Consider the following 19,115-nt stretch of genomic DNA (forward strand, 5'->3'; position numbering starts at 1 on the left):
CGCGTGACAAGCACAAAGGAGTTCGACGCCCATGAGTCCCCCTCGTGGAGCACGGTGCACGGCAACTTGTGCAACAGCGTCCGGGGTCGGGCGCCCCGCCCTAGGCTCACATCAGATCCGCACGAGGAGGCACCACGAGGTGCACATGAAGGCAACGCCGCAGGGACGGTTCCCACGCCCCCCGGCCCGCTTGGTGGCTCGATTGCGCATGCTCATCGTTGAGGGCGCCGTGACACCCGAGCGTCCTGTCCCGATAGAGCAGGTGGCCGCCATGCTCCAGGTCGAGGAGGCGGCGGCGCTGTCCGCGCTGCAGGAGTTGGGACGCGATGGCTTCCTCGAGAAGACGGAGGACGACCAGATCCGCGTGCGGGCCCTCTGCGAGATGCCGGAGGAGGAGATCGTCCAGATCCGCCTGCTGGTGGAGCCGCCGGCCGTCCGCACCGCCGCCGAGCATGCCCGGACCGTTGACGTGATCACGCTGCGCCAGTTGGCTCAGAAGGTCGAGACCGCGCTGGAGAAGCGTGACTACGGTGAGTTTCGCCGCGCCGGTGACGACTTCTTCACGACCCTGATCATGCTCAACCCCAATGACGAACTGGGGCGGCTGTGTCGGGAACTGCGCCGTCGGACCGCCTATGACGGCCTCCGGGCCCCAGTCGAGTGGGGCATGCTGAGCTGGACGCTGCGGCCGCAGCAGCGGATGGTCGACCTGATCGAGGCGAAGGACTTCACCGCCGTCGAGAACCTGAGTCGCGTCATCGTCGAGCGCCTGCACTTCGTCGGGGCCCCTCGCATGGATGCTCCCTACCTCGTGGGCCCCCCAGTGGTGCTGGATCCGAACGTGGACGAGGAGTTCTTGGATGTGACGACGGACGCCTGAGGGTCAGGCCTCGTTGAGCCCCTCATTCACCATGTCCAGGGTCCGCGTCCGCTGCGAAGTCCATTGGAGTGTCAGGTCGCCGATGTTGACCTGTTCCCCGTCGTGGAGCACCGTGTTGACCTTCTGCTTCCCGAGTCTGGCGACGACGCGGACGCCCTCCCCGCCCTTGACTGGTGAGATGTGGCCGGAGAGTCCGGCAGCTTGGGGGCCCGCCGTACGGGCCAGGTCGATCTTCGTCCCCCACAGCATGAACTCCCGGACGGTCGCTCCCTCCCGCAAGACCTGAAAGGCTCCGCGCAGCTTGGTTCGACGGCTGCGGATGGCCAGCAACCCGAGGATGAGCGCGAGCAGGACTGCGGCGCCCCCGATGGCCGTCGGGAGCCACGTGGTTTGGACGGCGGGCTCGACCTCGCCGGGGAAGGTGGCGGGTGCCGGGGGCAGTTCGACGGGGACGGCGTCGAGGCGGGGGCTGAGCGTCACCCCGAACTCGGACGCCGCGGCCTGCCACGGGCTCTCGACCGTGCCCTGGGTGACCAGTGAGCCGCCCCCTTCGCCGAGCTTGTCGACCGTCAGGGTGAGGGGGAACTGCTGGGACTCACCGGGCTTCAGCGTCCCCGACCGCCTTCGGGACGAGCGAGACCTGGGTGCCGCGCCGGTGACCGACACCCAGATCCTCTGGCTCGGCGCTGCCGTGCTCGCTGCCGGCGCCGTCGTCGGCCTGTACCTGATCCTCAGCGGGGGCCGCGTGGTGCCCATGTCCCGACGTCGCCCGCCGGATGCGGCTCCGCCGAGCGGCCTCACGCGATCGGCCGACGCCGCGGTCCGCCTTGCGGGACGAGCGCTCGGCAACCGTGCTGGCGCCTTGCACGAGACCCTGGACCAAGCGGGTCTTCGGTCAACGCCGCAGGAGTTTCTCGTCCTCGTAGCGAGCGGCATGGTGGCACTCTTCGCGGTCGGCGGGTTGCTCTGGGGACCGCTGCAGGGACTTGTCCTGCTGTTTCTCGGCCCCGCGCTCGCCTACATGGTCGTACGGATCCAGACCGACCGTCGTCGCAAGAGGTTCGGGCTGCAGCTGGACGAGACGCTCGCGATCCTCTCCGGCAGCCTGCGCGCGGGCTACAGCTTGCCCCAGGCCTGCACCACCGTGGCCGCCGAGACGGAGGCGCCCACGTCGGAAGAGTTCACCCGGGTCACCAACGAGGCGCGGGTGGGCCGTCCCTTCGTTGCGGCCCTCGAGGACGCGGCCGTGCGCGTGAAGAACGATGACTTCTACTGGATCGTGCAGGCGATCGCGATCAATCGTGAAGTCGGGGGGAACCTCGCCGACGTGCTGGAGGGCGTGGGCCGTACCATTCGCGAGCGCACCCACCTCAAGCGGCAGGTGGACGCGCTCGCAGCCGAAGGGAAGCTCTCGGCGATCATCCTCGGCGCCCTCCCGTTCGTCATGTTCCTGCTGCTCTCGCTGGTCAACCCGTCCTACATCGCCCGGCTGTACGAATCGTTGACCGGCATCCTGATCCTCGTCGCGGGCGGCGTCATGCTTCTCATCGGCATCCTGTGGCTACGCGTCCTTGTCAGAATCAAGTACTGAGGAGCGCACGGTGCCTACCTTCGTGATCGCCGCCATCGCCCTCTTCGCCGGGGGCACCTCCTACTTGGTGTGGCTTGCTTCGGTCGGGGACGGGAAGGTCATCAAGGCGGTCCGCGGCAACCTTCAGCGGGGCTTCCCGACAGCACTGGGAGCCCCAGCCCGGCGTGCGCGGCAGGCCGGCATCGGACGCCGCCTCGTCGGCCCCAGGATGGTCTCCTTCCTCGACCGTTTGATCGTGCGCGCGGGCCGACCCGAACGCTGGCCTGTGGATCGCGTCATCGGCGCGAAACTCCTCGGCGCCCTCCTCGGCCTCGTCCTCGGTGTCCTGGTCGTCCTGCGCGCCGGGACGACTCAGGCGGTGGTGCTCGCTGCATTCCTTATCGCCTTCGCCTTCTTCATGCCGGACCTGTTGCTGTGGAACACCGGTATCAAGAGGCGCCAGGCAGCTCAGCTCGAACTGCCCGACACCCTCGACCAGATGAGCATCGCGGTCGAGGCCGGTCTCGGCTTCGACGCGGCCATGCTGCGCGTCGCACGCAACGGCAAGGGAATCCTTGCCGGGGAACTCATCCGGACGCTGCAGGACATCCAGGTCGGGCAACCTCGCCGCATGGCCTTCGAAGCGCTCTCGGAGCGGCTCTCCGTGCCCGACCTGCGCCGGTTCATGCGGGCGGTCATCCAGGCGGAAGAGTACGGCATTCCCCTCGCCGACGTCCTCCACACCCAAGCGCGGGAGATGCGGGTGGCGCGTCGACAGCGCGCCGAGCGTGCGGCCATGGAGATCCCTGTCAAGGTCGTGTTTCCGCTGATCCTCTTCCTGCTGCCGGCCCTCATGGTGGTCATCATGGGTCCAGCGGTGCTCGGCATCATGGCCGCCTTCGGCGGCCGATGACCGCGCTATGGGGAGCCGCCCTCGCGGCGTCCGTGGCGTGGGCTGTGTTGTCCTGGTTGCCGAGGGTGGCGACGGCATCTGAGGCGCACTACGCGCGGTGGGCGACCCCTGTGGCTGCCCTGCTCGGTGCGGGCGCTGGTGCTGTCGCCCGTCATCCCGGCGAGGCCGCCCTGCTCGCGGTGCTGGCCGGGGCTTTCGGGGTCCTGATCGTCGTCGACCTGGCCGAGCACCGGTTGCCGGACGCGGTCGCCCTGCCGTTGCTCGGGGTGTGGTTCGTGGGCGCGGCCGCGCTCGCGGCGTCCGGGTTTGGTTGGGAGGCCTTGGGACGCTCGGCGCTCGCGGCAGTGGTGCTGTTTGCGGGATTCTTCGTCGCCGGCATCTTGGCCCGCGGCATGCTCGGCTTCGGAGACGTTAAGCTGTCCGCGCTGCTGGGGGCAGTGCTGGGATGGTTCAGTTGGCCCGCCGTCGGCACCGGCGTGGTCGCGGGCATCCTGCTCCACGGAATGGCCGCGCTGGTCGTTCTCGCATTTAAGCGCGATCTCAAGGCCGACGTTCCCATGGGCCCGGCGCTCATCGTAGGCGCCGCCGTGGGGGTGGCCTCCGCGACCGTGGGGCTGCCCTGGTAGGACAGCCCCAAGGACCTGTCAGCGGTTCTCGACGGGGACGAACGCCCGATCACGCTCGCCCGTGTAGATCTGCTTGGGACGCATGATCTTCTGCTCCGGGTCGGACACGCCCTCCAGCCACTGCGCGCACCAGCCTGCCGTCCGCGGGACGGCGAACAGCACAGTGAACATCTCCGGCGGGAACTTGAGCGCCTCGTAGATGAGGCCGGAGTAGAAGTCGACGTTCGGGTAGAGGCGGCGCTTGATGAAGTACTCGTCCTCCAGCGCGATCCGCTCGAGCTCGAGGGCGATCCCCAGCAGCGGGTTGACGCCAGTGACCTCGAAGACGTCGTCGCATGCCTTCTTGATGATGCGGGCGCGCGGGTCGTAGTTCTTGTAGACCCGGTGCCCGAATCCCATCAGCCGGGCCTTGCCGGCCTTGACGCCCTCGACGAACTCGGGGACGCGGTCCACGGAACCGATCTCGCGCAGCATCTTCAGGACGGCCTCGTTCGCGCCTCCGTGGAGCGGGCCGAACAGGGCACCGATGCCGGCGCCGACTGACGTGTACACGTCGTTGCCGGCGGACGCGACCGCGCGCACGGCGTTGGTGGAGCAGTTCTGCTCGTGGTCGGCGTGCAGGACGAACAGGATCTCCATGGCCCGCGACACACGCGGGTCCGCCTGGTAGACGCGCTGCTGGCTCTGGAACAGCATCGCCAGGAAGTTGTCGACGTAACCCAGTTCGTCGTTCGGGTAGACGTAGTGGCGTCCGATGGAGTGGCGGTAGGCCCAGGCGGCCATCGTGGGGATCTTCGCGATCAGGCGGATGATGTTCATCTCGTTCGCCTCGGCGTCCTCGATGCGCCGCGAGCTCGGGTAGAAGGTCTGCATGGACGCCACGGCCGACATCAGCTTGGCCATCGGGTGCGCATCGTGCCGGTAGGCGCGGATGAAGCTGCCCACGTTCTCGTGCACGAACCGGTGGGTGTTGATCTTGTTCTCCCAGTCGGCCAGCTGATCCGCGTTGGGCAGTTCGCCCTTCAGCAGGAGGTAGGCCACCTCCAAGTGGTTGGCGTGCTCCGCCAGCTGGTCGATGGGGTAGCCGCGGTACTCCAGGATGCCTGCGTCGCCGTCGATGAAGGTGATCGCGCTCTTGCAGGCCGCGGTGTTCATGAACCCTGGGTCGTAGGTGGCCAAGGGGCCGCTCGACGTGCTGACCTGCTTCAGGTCGGTCGCCTTGATGGTGCCGTCGGTGATGGGCAGGTCGAGCGTCGCCTCGCCACTGCTGATCGTGAGCGTTTCGGTCATACGACGCACCGTAGTTGTGAAAACTGATGGGTGGGGGAGTGTTCAGCAGGCGGTCAGACCACGAGCACGCCGTGCTCAGCGCACCGTCGGCGTCTGCTGCTCGAACCGCAACCGCCAAGTCTCGCCCTGCTTGACCCAGATCGACGCGCGCAGACTCACCGCCGTACGAGAGCGGGCCCGCCACCGCAACAGGAACACCCAGGGTGCCAACTCGTCGATGCCCTCAACCTCCACGGTGACGGGGTCGTCGTACGGCTTCAGGGTCGCCAGCGTCCGACCCTTGCCCGACGCCCGGCCGTTCACGTCGTGCTCGAGGAACTTGGGGTGCAGGAGCGCGTCGGCCGCAGCGCGGTCGGAGCGCACGGCGTCCGAGACCCACTGGCGTTGAAAGGCCACGACGGGGTGCTCGTCGGGATGCTCCTCCGAGTCGGGGGACGCGTCGAACAGGTCCGGCTCGCGGCGCGGACCCGGGGCGACGTCGGGCGTCGGCGTCCGGACGACGGTGGGGGAGAAGCCGGGGCCCTCGTCCACCGGCAGGCCCTTCTGAAAGGCGGTCGCCGCGGCCCGGGCGCGGGCGTCCGCCGCCTCGTTCAGGTCGTGCCCCGCGTGACCCTTGACCCACTCGAACGTGACGCGGCGCCCGGCGAGTTCGGCGTCCAGTTCCTTGAGGATCTCGACGTTGAGCACCGGCTTGCCGTCCGCCTTCTTCCATCCGCGGCGCTTCCAGGCGGGCATCCACTTGGTGAGCGAGTTGATGACGTATTGCGAGTCACACATCACGAGCAGGTCGTCGTCGACCCCGCGCGTCTGGCGCAGGAGGTCGAGGACGGCCATGAGCTCGCCCATGTTGTTGGTGCCGTGCTTCCAGCCGCCGGCGGCCCAGCGCTCCCCGTCGATGAACCAGGCCCACCCGGCCGGGCCGGGGTTGGACAGCGAGGAACCGTCAGCGGCAGCGATGATCACCCGGCCATTGTTCCGTCATGTCCCCCGTGATGCATTTCCGGGTGGCAAGACCCCAAGGATCCTTGGGGTCTTGCCACCCGGAAATGCATCACGGCTGCGGCCGCACCAACCCCGTGTCGTAGGCGAACACCACCATGCCCACGCGGTCGCGGAGGGCGAGCTTGGCGAGTGTGCCCGATGTGGGTCTTGACCGTGGCCTCGGCGAGGAAGAGGGTCTGGGCGATCTCGGAGTTCGTCAGCCCGGTGCCGACGAGCGTCAGCACCTCGCGCTCGCGCTCGGTCAACACCGCCAGGCGCTCCTCACGGGACTTCCCGGTCGAGCCGTCGCCCGGCATCAGCGGGACGAAGCGCTCCAACAGCCGTCGTGTCGCGGACGGCGCCACGACGGCCTCACCCGAGTGGACGGCCCGGATCCCCGCCAGCAGTTCGGCCGGGCCCGCGTCCTTCAACAGGAAACCGGACGCCCCCGCCTGCAGCGCGGAGTACACGTACTCGTCGAGGTCGAACGTCGTCAGCACCAGCACCTTGGTCGGCGCCCCGGACGCCACGATCCGGCGGGTGGCCTCGACGCCGTCCATGATCGGCATCCGGATGTCCATCAGGACGACATCGCACCCGGCGGGCGCGGCCGCCGCGCGCACGGCGTCCCGGCCGTTGCCGACTTCGGCGACGACCGTCATGTCGGACTGGGGCGTCCAGCACCATGCGGAAGCCGAGTCGGACGAGTTCCTGGTCGTCGGCGAGCACGAGGCGGATCGGCGCGGTCTCGGTCATCGGGCGGCTCCTTGCTGGATCGGGAATCGGGCGGTGACGACGAATCCGCCGTCGGGATGGTCATGGGCGGCCAACGTGCCGCCGAAGGCGGCCACGCGCTCGCGCATGCCGAGGAGGCCGTGGCCGAGGCCGTCCGTCGTGCCGGCGCCGACCCCGTTGTCACGGACCTCGACGACCAACTCGTGGGGGGCATGGTGCAGGTGCACGAGCACGGACGCGTCGTCGCCCGCGTGCTTGACCGTGTTGGTGAGCGCCTCCTGGACGATGCGGAACACCGCCAACTCCAGGCCGGGGGACAGCAGTCGTCGCAGGGTGGCGTCCCCGGTCACCTCCATGCGGACGTCGCGCCCGGCGTCCACGAGCCCTTGGACGACGCCGAAGATGTCGCCGAGTCCGGACGCCGGGGCGAGTTCCGTGGCTTGGTCCGAGCGGAGGACGCCCACGAGTCGGCGGGTCTCGGTGAGGGCGTCCTTGGCGGTGTCGCGGATGGTGGTGAGTGCTTTCTCCGCCGTGGCGAGGCGGGCAGCCAGATCTCCCTCCACGCCGGCGGCGTACGCTCCGCCGTCGGCCTGGACGACGATGACCGCGAGGCTGTGCGCCACGACGTCGTGCATCTCGCGCGCGAGGCGTTGGCGCTCCTGGGTGGCGGCCAGTTGGACGGCCTGCCGATGCTGCAGGGTCTGCGCCGTCATGGCGTCGCGGGCGGAGGCGCGGGCGTCGCTGCGCGCCCGGACGAACGCCCCGATGGCCCAGGAGGCCGCCACCACCGAGGCCAAGCCGACGAAGGCCGCCGTTGTCTGGACGACATGGGTCGACAGCGGGAGGGTCTGTCCGTTGCGCGCGTTGTCGATGGCCGGGCCCACGCTCCAGTCGAACGCGGCGGCGAGCGCGGCCAAGACGCCGAAACCCAGCCACCACAACCGATGACGGAGACGCCCGTACGCCGCGATGGTGTACATCATCAGGGGGACGGTGATGTTCGCCGGGCTGGCCCAGTTCGTGAGGGCGAGTTGGAGGAGGTGGGCGGGGATCAGGGCCAGGGCGGCGAGGTCGGCGTCGGCCCGGCGCCAGAGGACCGGCAGCACGAACATCAGGCCCCAGACGAAGCCGAAGAAGGTCCCGGGAGTGGCCCACCAGGGCGCGTCGAACGCCGTGCCGCTACCCAGCAGGACCAGCAGCCCCACGAATGCGGTCCACGCGATGTCGAGCGGACGCGGACGAGGGAGACGCAGCTGCGACAGGCGCAGGGGTTCTCTCGTTCGGTTGTCCACCCGGTCAGCCTAGGCGTGCGAGCGCGCGGTGGCCTCCGTCGCCGACATGGTGTCGTTCATACCGTGGGATGCCCCGGCGTCGGCTGGCAGGGCGGTCGAGCGGGCGGCGAGCAGGGTCATCGTGAAGAAGACCGCCACCGAGCACATCGAGAACGGGACGCCGAGGGCGTCCGTGCCGCTGAGCGCGATGCCGGCGCCGAAGGCCAGGTTGGCGATCGCCAGGACCACCGCGGTGATGCCTTCCCGCCACAGGCCGAACGCCTTGGCCTCGCGGGCGGCGAGGACGATCAGGCCCGCGGCCAGCGCCATCAGGGGGAACCGGATCCACTGGGCGACCAGGCTGCCGTGGACGTCGGCCTCCAGCAGGCGCCAGACGGGCCAGCTGGTGACGCGCGTGTACGAGCTGGGCCCGGCGGCGTAGATGCCGGCCAGGTGCATGACCCACAGGCTTCCGACGGCACCCCACGCATAGGCGCCGGCCTTGGTGGCGACCCACTGCGCGGGCGTCCGCTCGAGCAGGACGGCGGCCGTCGTCATCGCGACCAGCGCGGCGAGCGCGGAGCCCAGGTCAGCGGCGCCGACCCACGTCGGGTAGACCGCACCGAGGACGATCCCGCGGCCGACGAAGCCGGCCACGATCGCGCCGGCCACCGTCACCCACGGCAGGACCTTCACCAGAGGGTGGACGCCGCGCAGCCGCAGCGCCACGCCGGCCGCGACCAGGGCGAGCGGGCCCGACAGGACCGCGGAGGCGCGGTGGATCATCTCGATCCAGGGGTTGCGGTACAGCAGTTCGTTGACCGGACCGCCGGGCAGGAGGGCGTCCGCGTCGCAGCCGGGCCAGTTGCCGCACTCGAAGCCCGAGTGCGTGGCGGCCACGAGCGTGCCGCCGACGACGGCGAGCAGCGTGAACAGCCCGGCGGCGCGGAACAGGATGAGAACCCAGCGGGGAACCGTCGTCATGGTGGAGCCTCTCCGACTCTGTGTAGTAGGCGGCTCCACCTTAGCCTCAGTGCGGGTGCTGGTGTCGCGAGTGGTCGTGCTCCGGATCACCGTTGGCGTGCGGGTCGTCCAGGAACGCCGCGTCAGCCTGGTGGAGCGAGCCGAGTCCGTAGGCGACCTCGAGGTTGTGCCGGGTGAGGACCTGCTCCGGCGGCCCGGCGGCCACGACATACCCGCTCATCAGGATGACCCAATCCGCGGCCCGAGCCTCGGCCAGGTCGTGGGTGGTGAGGACGACGGCGTGTCCGCGCTCGCGCTCGGAGTGGATGATCTGGTCGATGGTCCGGGCCGACACGATGTCGAGACCGGTCAGGGGCTCATCGAGCAGCAGCGCGGAGTGACGCTGGGTGATGCCCTGGGCCACGTAGACGCGTTGGCGCTGTCCGCCGGAGAGCTCGTGCAGGTGCCGGTTGGCCAGCGGGGTGACCTGCAGGCGATCCATGGCGCGCTGCACGCGCTGCTTGTCGTCGGCCGAGGGGCGTCCGAACCAGCCGAGCTTGGGGTACAGGCCCATGGCGACCGCCTCGCGGACCGTGATGGGCATCCCCTCGGGCAGTGCGAGGGACTGCATGACGTACGCCACCCGACTACCGCGTCCGCCCGGCGTCGCGCCGAAGACGCGGAGCGTCCCCGACAGTGGATCCAGGATCCCGGCCAGCGCGTTCAGGATTGTGGACTTGCCCGAGCCGTTCGGCCCGATGATCGCCGTCACCTTGCGGTGGGGGATGGTGAAGCTGGACGGCCGGACCGCGACGTTCCGGTCGTAGCCGAGCACGAGGTCGGACGCCTCGGCCAGCAGCTCGAGGCCGGTGCCGTTCGGTGAGTCGGTCATGCGGACGCCACCTCCTTCGACTGCTCACGCTTGCGGAACAACGGGCGGACCGTCAACGTCAGGAAGAACGCAGCGATGGCGACGAGCGCGATCGTGGCGGCGCCCGCCGTGCCGAGGTGGTAGCTGAGGAGGAGGCCGACCCAGACCACGACGGCGGAGAGCAAAGCGGAGACCACGAACATCTGGGGGACCGTGCGCGTGATGAGCGCCGCCGTGGCTGGCGGCCCGACCAGGAGGCCGAACACCAGCAGGGTGCCGACCGCCTGGAAGCTGGCGATGACCGCGGTCGCGATCAGGACGAGCAGCGCCGCGTGGGTGAAGCGGGGGTTCATGCCGAGCGTCTTGGCCTTGGGGGCCGAGAAGCTGAGGGCCAGCAGCGGGCGGTAGAGGAGCAGCGACCCGACGAGCACCGGTGTGCCCAGGACGAGCATGGCCGTCAGGGTCTCGGCGTTCACCCCGAAGATGTCGCCGAAGAGGATGTTCGTCAGCGAGCCGGTGTAGGAGGCCGACTTGCTGATGATCACCACGCCGAGGGCCATCATGCCGACGAACAGCAGGCCGATCGCGGTGTCCTCCTTCAGGGCGGTCTGGCGGTGGATCAGCTCGATGCCACCCACCATGACGAGCGCCGCGACGGCCGCCCCCAAGTAGGGGTTGAAGCCGAAGATGGTGGCCGCGGCGATGCCGGGCAGGATGCCGTGCACGAAGGCGTCCCCGAAGAAGCTCATCCCGCGGAGCACAAGCCACACGCCCACGATGGACGTCATGAGCCCGGCGGTGAGTCCGCCGAGGAGAGCGCGTTGTTGGAAGCCCAGCATGAAGGGCTCAAGGAACCAGTCCACTGACCCAACCTACTTGAGGGCGTCGGCGATGAGGCGGGCGTTGGCGAGCATCATGCCCGAGTAGGTCTCGGCACCGGAGCCCGCGGGCCCGACCGAGCCCTCGTACAACTGGACGACCTTGATGTCGGTACCGGCCTCCTGGGCGACGGCCTCGACCAGGCGCGGGTTGACGGTGTTGTTGCTGAAGATCGCCGAGACCTTGTCCTCCTGGACAACCTTCACCAGTTCGGCGAGTTCGGACGAACTGGGCGCGGCATCGGTGGACCCGCCGGGGATGACCACGCCCGCGATCTCGAAGTCGTAGGCGTCGGCGAAGTAGTGGTAAGCCTCGTGGTCGGTGATGAGGACGCGCTTCTCGGGGGGGATGACCGACAGGATCTGCCGGACCTCGGCGTCCGTCTGCTGGAGCTTCTGCTCGACCTCGTCGCCGCAGGTGGCGTACTTCTGGTCGCCGGTCACCTTGGCGAGCTCGTCGCCGATGAGGCCGGCTGCCTTCGCCATGCGGGCGGCGTCCATGTGGACGTGGGGGTCCTCGGCGTCGTGGCCGTGGCCGTCGTCCTCGGCGTGCTCGCCGTCCGCGGCGTGCTCGTGACCCTCGTGGGCCGCCGCAGCCTTGGCCTCGATCTCCTCGTAGGTGAGCGGATCCAGGAAGGGAGCGACCTCGAAGACCTTCGCCCCGTCGGACTGGGCGCTCTTCAGGACGGTACCCATGCCAGCCTCCAGACCGAGCCCGTTCGCCACGACCAGCTTGGCCTTGGTCAGTGAGGCGACCTGGTTGGACGCGAGCGAGAAGTCGTGCGGGTCATCGCCGGGGCCCATCAGGGTCGCGGAGGTCGTGCCGGCGCACTGGGTGATGTCGCCCACGATCGAGCCGAGCTGGGTGGTGGTGGCGATGGCGACGGGGTCGGACGCCGCGGGTGCGCCTGTGGTCCCGGGTGTCGCGGGAGTCGAACAAGCGGCGAGCGTGAGCAGCAGGGGCACGGCGAGGAACGTGGAGCGCATGGTGACCATGCTAGAACAAAGCGAGAATCATTCTCAAACTGTGTGTGCCCAGATGGTTGGAGGCCCTGAGGGGATGATCCCCTCAGGGCCTCTCTTGGCTCGGGCGGTGCCTAGGCGTACGACTGGGCCGCGGGGAGGGGGAAGACCTGCTGCGAGTTGAGGGGGCAGTTGCCGCCGCCGCCCTCCTGGGTGGGCGGGCTGTCCTTGATCGGGGTCTGGGTGAAGCTGGCCGTGCCCGAGCCGCAGTTGGCCGTGTTCTTGCAGTCGTAGATCGTGTAGTCGAGCCGGACCTGTGAGGCGGCGCTGTTCCCGTTCTCGTCTGTGTACAGGAAGATTCGGTACTGGGTTGCGTCCGCGATGCAGAACTTGATCGGTGCCGTGCCGCAGTTGGTGCACGAGCATCCGGTTGGGCCGGTCGTGCGGTAGGGAAGCGGCGTGGTGTTGTTCGGGTCGAGCGGCACGAACGCAAAGCCGATGAAGTTCTGCTTCTTGCCGTTGACGTACAGGTTGGTGATGGTGATGATCGCGTCATCCGGGTTGGGGCCGGCGATGTTCCGCACGTTCAACTCGAAGATGTACCCCTGCTTGTAGGGGTCACTGGAGGCCCCGGGCAGCTTGCAGGCGGTGCCCGTGAAGCGGAGCGGGCCCTCGGAGGCGGCATAGGCCGGAGCGGCAGCAGCCACGGCAACAGCCGGAACGCTCCAAGCGGCGCCCTTGGCGAGGGTCCGGCGCGAGATGCCGGACGTGGATTGTTCGGTCATGGTGGGGTTCCCCTCAGAACTGAGCACGATGTACGAGCACAACATATCAGCGTTATCCGGTGCCCGCGCAACCGTCCGAGTGTCCGCCTCCCCTTGCCAACGGGATGTGGAAGGTCACGGTTCGGCAACATCAACGAACCCGCGGGGGAGGGGAGGCGTCCCCCTCTGTGGAGGCTGTGGACGTCAAGGCCTCCGCCACCTGCGCACGGCGCTCGGGGTCACAGTGCCCCAGGACGGTGGAAGCCGCCCTCGCGCGCGCGGCGTCCACCTCGTCCTTCAGGCGCAGTCCGGCGCGTGTGAGCGAGAGCAGTGTGGCTCGGCGGTCCGACGGGTCGGGGGTGCGTGCGGCCCAGCCTCCGGCGACCAGGAAGTCCACGACGTCCGTGGCGGACCGTGGCGCCACGTGCAGGCGCTGGGCCAGGTCGGCCATCCGCACCGGCTGCAGCCGGGCGATCGTGCGCAGTGCCCGCGCCTGGTGGGGGTTCACCGGCAGTCCCTCCAGCTCGTCCGCCGTGGCCCGTCGGAGCCGTCGCGCCACCCGCAGGATCAGGTCGGCCAGCTCGCCCTCGGGAATATCCACCACACCCTCCCGGTTGATAGTGAGGTAACCTCAGCATATCGGATGGACGGAAGGAGGCGCCATGAGCGAGATGATCGGCGGCCCCGAGATGCGCGGCCCGCAGCGGATCGACCCGCGCGACCGCGCCCAGCTCATCGAATCCCCCGTCTCCGCCGCCCGGGTGGCGGCATTCTTCGTGCCCCACAAGGGGGCGCTCGCCGTGGTCGTCGCCGCGGTCGTGGCGGCGTCCTTGGTGGGCCTCGCGCAGCCGTTCCTGCTCCGCGCCGTCATCGACGACGCCCTTCCGCACGGCAACACCACGCTGCTCCTCTGGCTGGTCATCGGCATGATCGCCGTGGCGGTCGCGACCGCGCTGCTGGGTGTCGTCCAGACGTGGCTGGCGACGAGCATGGGCCAGCGGGTCATGAGCCGGCTGCGCACGGATGTGTTCGAGCACGTCCAGAAGCAGTCACTCGCCTTCTTCAAGAGGACGCGCGGGGGAGAGATCCAGTCCCGCCTGATCAACGACATCGCCGGGCTCCAGTCGGTCATCACGACCACGGCCACGTCCGTGGCGTCCAACCTCACCACGGCGGTCGGAACCGCCGTCGCCATGGTCGTCCTCGATTGGCGGCTCTCCTTGCTGAGCCTCGTGGTGCTCCCGCCCGCCATCGCCCTCACCCGCCGCGTGGCGCTCGTCCGCCGCGACATCACCACCCAACGCCAGCGCGCCATGGCCGACCTGCACGCCCAGGTGGACGAGGCCCTCAGCGTCAACGGCGCGCTGCTCACCAAGACGCTCGGCATCCAGCAAACCCGTGTCGCGGCCTTCAACGAGACGTCCGCGACGCTCGCAGAGTTGGAGGTCCGCAGCCAACTCGCCGGCAAGTGGCGGATGGCGACGATGCAGATCGTGTTCGCAGCCATCCCGGCGCTGATCTACCTCGCCGGCGGATTCCCGCAGCTCACCGGTGGCATCACCATCGGCACCCTCGTCGCGTTCACGGCGCTCCAGAGCCAGATCTTCCGACCGATCATGGGCCTGCTCAACGTCGGCGCCCAGTGGATCAGCTCCCTGGCCCTGCTCAGCCGCATCTTCGGATACCTGGACCTGCCCATTGAGGTGGCCGAGCCCACCCATCCCACGCCCCTCCAGAAGGAGGAGGTGCGCGGTGACGTGCGCTTCGAAGGCGTCTCGTACCGCTACCCGGACGGGGACACCGACGTCCTCGTCGAGGTCGACCTGCACCTCGCTCCCGGTCGCTCGATCGCCGTCGTGGGGGAGACCGGCTCGGGCAAGTCAACGCTGGCGACGCTCCTCGTCCGCCTCGCCGACCCGACCGCGGGACGAGTCATGCTCGACGGCATCGACCTCCGCGACATCTCCTCCTCGGATCTGGCGGGCGCCGTCGGCGTCGTCACCCAGGACACCTACCTCTCCCACGCGTCCGTCCGGGAGAACCTGCTCCAGGCCAAGCCGGACGCCTCGGACGACGACCTCTGGCGCGCGCTCGAGGCGGCGCAGGTCGCCGACACGGTCAGGCGGCTGCCCGAGGAACTGGACACGATCGTCGGTGCGCGTGGGCACCGGTTCTCCGGTGGCGAGCGCCAGCGCCTGGCGGTGGCGCGCACGCTGCTGTCGGATCCACGCGTCCTCGTGCTCGACGAGGCCACCAGCGCCCTCGACACGGAGACCGAGCGTGAGTTCCAGGCAGCCCTCGACAACCTCGCCCAGGGACGCACCACGCTGACCATCGCGCATCGGCTCAGCACCGTCCGGCACGCCGACGAGATCGTCGTCCTCGACCGGGGCCGCGTCGTCGAGCGCGGTACGCACCACGAACTCCTCCGCGCCGGAGGTCGCTACGCGGCGCTGGCCACGTAGTCTGACACCATGCGGACGGCCCACGACCTCGCCCTCGCGCGGGGGTACTGGGTGGATCCGCGGACCATCCTGTGGCCGGGCTCGTCGCTGCCAGCCGGGACGCGGCCCTCCGACCTCGACTGGACCCTGCACGTCGCCCCCGGCGGGGGGATCGATCCCGAGCGCCGAGAGCCCGTGCCGTGGACGACGATCCCGCTGGCCATCGGTGCTGAACGCGCGCTGGAAGACGTCCGTCGGGAACACCCCCACCTGGCCGATGCGATCGCGCTCCACGTCCCGGCCCGGGGCGACCTTCCCGACCTCCTGCGCGGCCAGATCGCCGTCACCGCCCGCCACCCCAGCGGTCGCCTCGTGGTCGCCAGCGGCGTCCAGTTCGCGCACCTCCTCGACACCCTCCACCCGGACGCTGTGCGCGCCACCTTGGGCGTCTCGTGGGCGGACGGGAAACCCACGCTTCGGGTCTGGGCACCCACGGCCCACGAAGTTCACCTCCTCCTGTGGCGGGTGGGCCGCTCGCTGCAGGCCGCCCCCGGGCGCGTGGCGATGACGCGCGAGCGCGACGGCTGCTGGGCGGTCACCGGGGACGTCGCGTGGAAGGGCGCGCGCTACCTCTACGCGGTCACCGTCTTCGCTCCCAGCTTCGGCCGGGTCGTCGAGAACCGCGTGACCGACCCCTACTCCATCGGGTTGACCGTGAACTCGACCCACTCGCTGGTGCTCGACCTCGACGACCCCGACCTCAGGCCCGACATCTGGTGCGAGACCCCGGCCCCGAGGCTCGCGCACCCGGTCGACCAGGTCGTGTACGAACTCCACGTCCGCGACTTCTCGCGGGCCGACAAGACTGTCCCCGACGAACTGCGCGGCACCTTCGCCGCCTTCGCCTGCGACAGCGACGGGACCCGCCACCTGCGCCGCCTGTCCGAGGCCGGCCTGACCTCGGTGCAACTGCTGCCGATCTTCGACTACACCTCCGTGGAGGAGGATCCCTGCAGGCGCACCGTCCCGGACCGGGACGCGCTCAAGGCGGCGGCGCCCGACTCCCTCGAACAGCAACGGGCGGTCCGCTCGGACGAACGTCCCGCGTTCAACTGGGGATACGACCCGTGGCACCACCAAGTACCCGAGGGGTCGCTGTGCACTGAGGGGTCCATCAACGGGGGCGGCCGCGTCCGGGAGGTCCGCCTGATGGTGGGCTCCCTGCACGCCATGGGGCTGCTGGTCGTGCTCGACCAGGTCTACAACCACACCGACGGCGAGGGTCAGGGCGGCACCTCGGTCCTGGGGCGCATCGTGCCCGGCTACTACCACCGCATCGACGAGACGGGGAGGGTCGCCCGGTCGACCTGCTGCCCGAACATGGCGACCGAGCACGCCATGGCGGGCAAACTCATGGTCGAGTCCGTCGTCCACTGGGTCCGGAACTACCACGTGGACGGGTTCCGCTTCGACCTCATGGGTCACCACAGCCGCGACAACATGCTGGCCGTCCGGGCCGCGTTGGATGCGCTCACGCCCGAGCGGGACGGCGTCGACGGGAGGGCGGTCACCCTGTACGGCGAGGGCTGGGACTTCGGCGAGGTCGCCGGGAACGCCCGCTTCGTCCAGGCGACCCAGGGGCAACTCGCCGGCACCCAGATCGCGACCTTCTCCGACCGCCTCCGGGACGCCGTGCGCGGCGGGGGCCCGTTCGACGACGACCCCCGGCGCCAAGGGTTCGCCACCGGCCTGGCCGGCGCCCCCAACGGCGCCGCCACCAACGGACCACGCGAGATCCAGCGCGAGCGGCTCCGGCGCTACACCGACATCATCCAGAACGGCCTGGCGGGCACCCTCCGCGACCACACGTTCAGGTCCGCACGCACCCGGCGTCCGATCCGGGGGGACCACGTGCCCTACAAGGGCATGCTCGCCGCCGGCTACGCCGACGCACCGGACGAGGTCATCTCCTACGTCGACGCACACGACAACGAGACGCTCTTCGATGCGCTGACCCTCAAACTGCCCACCGACATGCCCATGGCGCAGCGCGTCCGGGCGAACACGCTGGCCCTGGCCGTGGCGACGCTCGGGCAGAGCCCGGTCATGTGGCACGCGGGCACGGACTTCCTGCGCAGCAAGTCGCTCGACCGCAACTCCTACACGTCGGGGGACTGGTTCAACTACCTCGACTTCACCCTCACCGACAACGGCTTCGGCGCCGGACTGCCCCCGGCGTCCGACAACGCCGACAAGTGGGTTTACATGAGACCCCTGCTGGCTGATCCCAGCCTGAAGCCGACCCCCGACGACATGCGCCTCTCGCACGCGATGTGCCTCGACCTGCTGAGACTGCGGTCCTCCAGCCGGTTGTTCCGACTCGCGGACCCCAAGCAGGTGCACGCGAAGGTGTCGTTCCCGGTCTCGGGCTCGTGGGCGCAGCAGGACGGCGTCGTCGTGATGGCCCTGGACGACCGCGCGGGCGTCCGTGTGGATGACACCTTCGCCAGCATCCAGGTGGTGTTCAACTCCAATCCATGGCCGGTGCGGCAACTGGTGCCGACTCTCTCCGGACGCCCCTGCGTGTTGCACCCGGTCCAGGCCGACGGAGCGGACCCCCTCGTCCAGACCGCGCGCTGGGACGACGGGCAACTCTCCGTCCCAGGGCTGACGACGGCGGTCTTCGTTCAGCGCTGGTGAGGTCGGGTTCCCGCCGCCGAGGGCTCGGGTTCCGGTCGCCGAGGGCTCGGGTTCCCTGCGCCGAGGGCTCGGGTTCCGGTCGCCAGGGGAGCGCTCACCCGGGTGACCGACGATTTCGACCGACGCCCCGGGCGTCCACACGCCCACGAGGACGGTCGAATTCCGCGGTCGGGGTGTGGACGACGCACGACCCGCCGGAGAGCTATGGGGACAACCGGCAGCCGGTGACAGTGAGGGACTCTGGCAGCCCATTGTCTGGACATGGACGCCATCCCTTCCGCCCGTGCCCTGCGTGAGGCCGAGTTCCGCCGTGCTCGCGACCGCCGACACCGCTTGGCTCTCGAACTCGCCGAACCCCACGACGGTGTGGTGACGATCGCGAGCTTGCTGGCGGCCGGATTGACGCGTGGTCAGATCGACGCCCACGTGGCCCGAGGCGCTTGGCACAAGGTCGGTATGCACACCCTCTGCGTGACAGGGCCGTCTCCAACGGGTCGGGCGGCCTGGTGGCTTGCGCTGTGGGAGTCGGGCAGGCAGGCGGTCCTCGACGGGGCAACGGCGTTGCTGGCTGCGGGCCTCAAGGGCTGGAAGGAGGACTACATCCATGTCACCGTCCCCAACAACGCTCGCGTGCGCGCGCTGGAGGGCGTGCGGCACCATCGTCTCCGGGCGGGCGTCGATCGTGGACGCGCCCCTGCGCCGGACCCGTCCCGAAGTAGCCGCGATACGAGCAGCGCAATGGGCGGTCTCCGACGCGGAGGCTGCCACGATCCTCGCCATGACGATCCAGCAGCGCCTCACGGCGACAACCGCCCTCTTGGAGAGGTGGGGCTCGGTCGGTTACTCGAAACGCCGCGCCGTCCTCGATGCGGTCATCCAGGACATCTGCAATGGAGCCGAGTCCCTTGGCGAGCTGGACTTTGCCCGGATGTGCCGCGAGCGGGGACTGCCCGAACCGGACCGCCAGGTGCTCAAGACCGGTCCGCGAGGGCGCGTCTACCTAGATGTCTTCTGGGAGGCCGAGGGCGTTCACGTCGAGGTCCACGGCGTCCATCACTACAGCGGTCTCACGCCGATCGACGACGCACTCCGGTCGAACGAGCTGATGATTCGGGGGGTCTCGGAGTTCCAGTTGCAGATCCCGGTGATGGGGTTGCGCCTCCCGGCGAAGGCGGACGAGCTGTTGCACCAAGTGGAACGGGCGCTCGAGGCGGGACGCCGCCGGGCGGCTCAGCGGGCAGCCGGGTGACTGGCTGAGGGACGGGC

General features: G+C 69.6%; 17 protein-coding genes and 1 pseudogene. 7 read left to right on the forward strand and 11 right to left on the reverse strand.

What is annotated here, in order from left to right; genetic code table 11:
• Positions 1–208 precede the first annotated feature (208 nt).
• Positions 209–880: an FCD domain-containing protein gene (locus tag AC5YDV_RS06930; protein ID WP_496182483.1), complete on the forward strand. Its 672-nt coding sequence runs from the start codon at positions 209–211 to the stop codon at positions 878–880.
• A gap of 3 nt (positions 881–883) precedes the next feature.
• On the opposite strand, the gene AC5YDV_RS06935 is transcribed toward AC5YDV_RS06930, so the two are convergent.
• On the reverse strand, positions 884–1,546 hold the full coding sequence (locus AC5YDV_RS06935) for a hypothetical protein (protein WP_496182484.1): 663 nt from the start codon (positions 1,544–1,546) through the stop codon (positions 884–886).
• Here AC5YDV_RS06935 and AC5YDV_RS06940 point away from each other — a divergent pair.
• Genes AC5YDV_RS06940 through AC5YDV_RS06950 form a run of 3 tightly spaced genes read left to right on the forward strand, consistent with a single transcriptional unit; the run spans position 1,536 to position 3,989 of the window.
• Positions 1,536–2,471, forward strand: a complete 936-nt coding sequence (locus AC5YDV_RS06940; RefSeq protein ID WP_496182485.1) for a type II secretion system F family protein — start codon at positions 1,536–1,538, stop codon at positions 2,469–2,471. The genes AC5YDV_RS06935 and AC5YDV_RS06940 overlap by 11 nt on opposite strands.
• Positions 2,472–2,481: 10 nt before the next feature.
• Positions 2,482–3,363, forward strand: coding sequence for a type II secretion system F family protein (locus AC5YDV_RS06945; RefSeq protein ID WP_496182486.1), 882 nt, complete (start codon positions 2,482–2,484; stop codon positions 3,361–3,363).
• Positions 3,360–3,989, forward strand: a complete 630-nt coding sequence (locus AC5YDV_RS06950; RefSeq protein WP_496182487.1) for a prepilin peptidase — start codon at positions 3,360–3,362, stop codon at positions 3,987–3,989. Before AC5YDV_RS06945 ends, AC5YDV_RS06950 begins: the two co-directional genes overlap by 4 nt.
• Before the next feature lie 18 nt (positions 3,990–4,007).
• On the opposite strand, the gene AC5YDV_RS06955 is transcribed toward AC5YDV_RS06950, so the two are convergent.
• From AC5YDV_RS06955 to AC5YDV_RS07000, 10 genes and pseudogenes are all read right to left on the reverse strand, one after another.
• Positions 4,008–5,279 carry a citrate synthase gene (locus AC5YDV_RS06955; RefSeq protein WP_496182488.1) on the reverse strand — a complete coding sequence of 424 codons (1,272 nt, stop codon included), beginning with the start codon at positions 5,277–5,279 and terminating at the stop codon, positions 4,008–4,010.
• Between the two features lie 75 nt (positions 5,280–5,354).
• Positions 5,355–6,242 carry an RNase H family protein gene (locus tag AC5YDV_RS06960; RefSeq protein ID WP_496182489.1) on the reverse strand — a complete coding sequence of 296 codons (888 nt, stop codon included), beginning with the start codon at positions 6,240–6,242 and terminating at the stop codon, positions 5,355–5,357.
• Positions 6,243–6,330: 88 nt separating this feature from the next.
• Positions 6,331–7,016 (reverse strand): annotated as a pseudogene (locus tag AC5YDV_RS06965) (response regulator).
• On the reverse strand, positions 7,013–8,287 hold the full coding sequence (locus AC5YDV_RS06970; protein ID WP_496182490.1) for a sensor histidine kinase: 1,275 nt from the start codon (positions 8,285–8,287) through the stop codon (positions 7,013–7,015). The pseudogene AC5YDV_RS06965 and the gene AC5YDV_RS06970 overlap by 4 nt, the downstream one beginning before the upstream one ends.
• A 9-nt stretch (positions 8,288–8,296) precedes the next feature.
• A complete protein-coding gene (locus AC5YDV_RS06975) occupies positions 8,297–9,250 on the reverse strand; it encodes a COX15/CtaA family protein (RefSeq protein ID WP_496182491.1) in 954 nt (317 codons plus the stop codon).
• 46 nt (positions 9,251–9,296) lie between these two features.
• A complete protein-coding gene (locus AC5YDV_RS06980; RefSeq protein ID WP_496182492.1) occupies positions 9,297–10,121 on the reverse strand; it encodes a metal ABC transporter ATP-binding protein in 825 nt (274 codons plus the stop codon).
• Positions 10,118–10,963, reverse strand: coding sequence for a metal ABC transporter permease (locus tag AC5YDV_RS06985; RefSeq protein ID WP_496182493.1), 846 nt, complete (start codon positions 10,961–10,963; stop codon positions 10,118–10,120). The genes AC5YDV_RS06980 and AC5YDV_RS06985 overlap by 4 nt, the downstream gene beginning before the upstream one ends.
• Positions 10,964–10,972: 9 nt before the next feature.
• Positions 10,973–11,965 (reverse strand): metal ABC transporter solute-binding protein, Zn/Mn family, encoded by a 993-nt coding sequence (locus tag AC5YDV_RS06990; RefSeq protein ID WP_496182494.1) that lies wholly within the window; start codon positions 11,963–11,965, stop codon positions 10,973–10,975.
• Positions 11,966–12,075: 110 nt separating this feature from the next.
• The gene (locus AC5YDV_RS06995) at positions 12,076–12,726 is read right to left on the reverse strand and encodes a hypothetical protein (RefSeq protein ID WP_496182495.1); all 651 of its coding nucleotides are present in this window, start codon (positions 12,724–12,726) and stop codon (positions 12,076–12,078) included.
• 130 nt (positions 12,727–12,856) lie between these two features.
• Positions 12,857–13,306 (reverse strand): MarR family winged helix-turn-helix transcriptional regulator, encoded by a 450-nt coding sequence (locus tag AC5YDV_RS07000; protein ID WP_496182496.1) that lies wholly within the window; start codon positions 13,304–13,306, stop codon positions 12,857–12,859.
• Between the two features lie 61 nt (positions 13,307–13,367).
• Between AC5YDV_RS07000 and AC5YDV_RS07005 the strand changes: the two genes are divergently transcribed.
• The 3 genes from AC5YDV_RS07005 to AC5YDV_RS07015 all read left to right on the forward strand — a co-directional run bounded on the left by AC5YDV_RS07005 (position 13,368) and on the right by AC5YDV_RS07015 (position 19,098).
• Positions 13,368–15,170, forward strand: a complete 1,803-nt coding sequence (locus AC5YDV_RS07005; RefSeq protein ID WP_496182497.1) for an ABC transporter ATP-binding protein — start codon at positions 13,368–13,370, stop codon at positions 15,168–15,170.
• Between the two features lie 9 nt (positions 15,171–15,179).
• Positions 15,180–17,849, forward strand: a complete 2,670-nt coding sequence (pulA, locus tag AC5YDV_RS07010) for a pullulanase-type alpha-1,6-glucosidase (RefSeq protein WP_496182498.1) — start codon at positions 15,180–15,182, stop codon at positions 17,847–17,849.
• Between the two features lie 604 nt (positions 17,850–18,453).
• Positions 18,454–19,098 carry a hypothetical protein gene (locus AC5YDV_RS07015; RefSeq protein WP_496182499.1) on the forward strand — a complete coding sequence of 215 codons (645 nt, stop codon included), beginning with the start codon at positions 18,454–18,456 and terminating at the stop codon, positions 19,096–19,098.
• Positions 19,099–19,115: the final 17 nt, after the last annotated feature.

Source organism: Propioniciclava sp. LT432, from assembly GCF_059515965.1.

Excerpts from the sequence above, each read along its gene's own strand:
- AC5YDV_RS07015 (WP_496182499.1), top strand. The coding sequence starts at position 18,454 with ATGTCACCGTCCCCAACAACGCTCGCGTGCGCGCGCTGGAGGGCGTGC.
- AC5YDV_RS06950 (WP_496182487.1), top strand. The coding sequence starts at position 3,360 with ATGACCGCGCTATGGGGAGCCGCCCTCGCGGCGTCCGTGGCGTGGGCT.
- AC5YDV_RS06955 (WP_496182488.1), bottom strand. The coding sequence starts at position 5,279 with ATGACCGAAACGCTCACGATCAGCAGTGGCGAGGCGACGCTCGACCTG.
- AC5YDV_RS06930 (WP_496182483.1), top strand. The coding sequence starts at position 209 with ATGCTCATCGTTGAGGGCGCCGTGACACCCGAGCGTCCTGTCCCGATA.
- AC5YDV_RS06995 (WP_496182495.1), bottom strand. The coding sequence starts at position 12,726 with ATGACCGAACAATCCACGTCCGGCATCTCGCGCCGGACCCTCGCCAAG.
- AC5YDV_RS06980 (WP_496182492.1), bottom strand. The coding sequence starts at position 10,121 with ATGACCGACTCACCGAACGGCACCGGCCTCGAGCTGCTGGCCGAGGCG.
- AC5YDV_RS07005 (WP_496182497.1), top strand. The coding sequence starts at position 13,368 with ATGAGCGAGATGATCGGCGGCCCCGAGATGCGCGGCCCGCAGCGGATC.
- AC5YDV_RS06975 (WP_496182491.1), bottom strand. The coding sequence starts at position 9,250 with ATGACGACGGTTCCCCGCTGGGTTCTCATCCTGTTCCGCGCCGCCGGG.
- pulA (WP_496182498.1), top strand. The coding sequence starts at position 15,180 with ATGCGGACGGCCCACGACCTCGCCCTCGCGCGGGGGTACTGGGTGGAT.
- AC5YDV_RS06990 (WP_496182494.1), bottom strand. The coding sequence starts at position 11,965 with ATGCGCTCCACGTTCCTCGCCGTGCCCCTGCTGCTCACGCTCGCCGCT.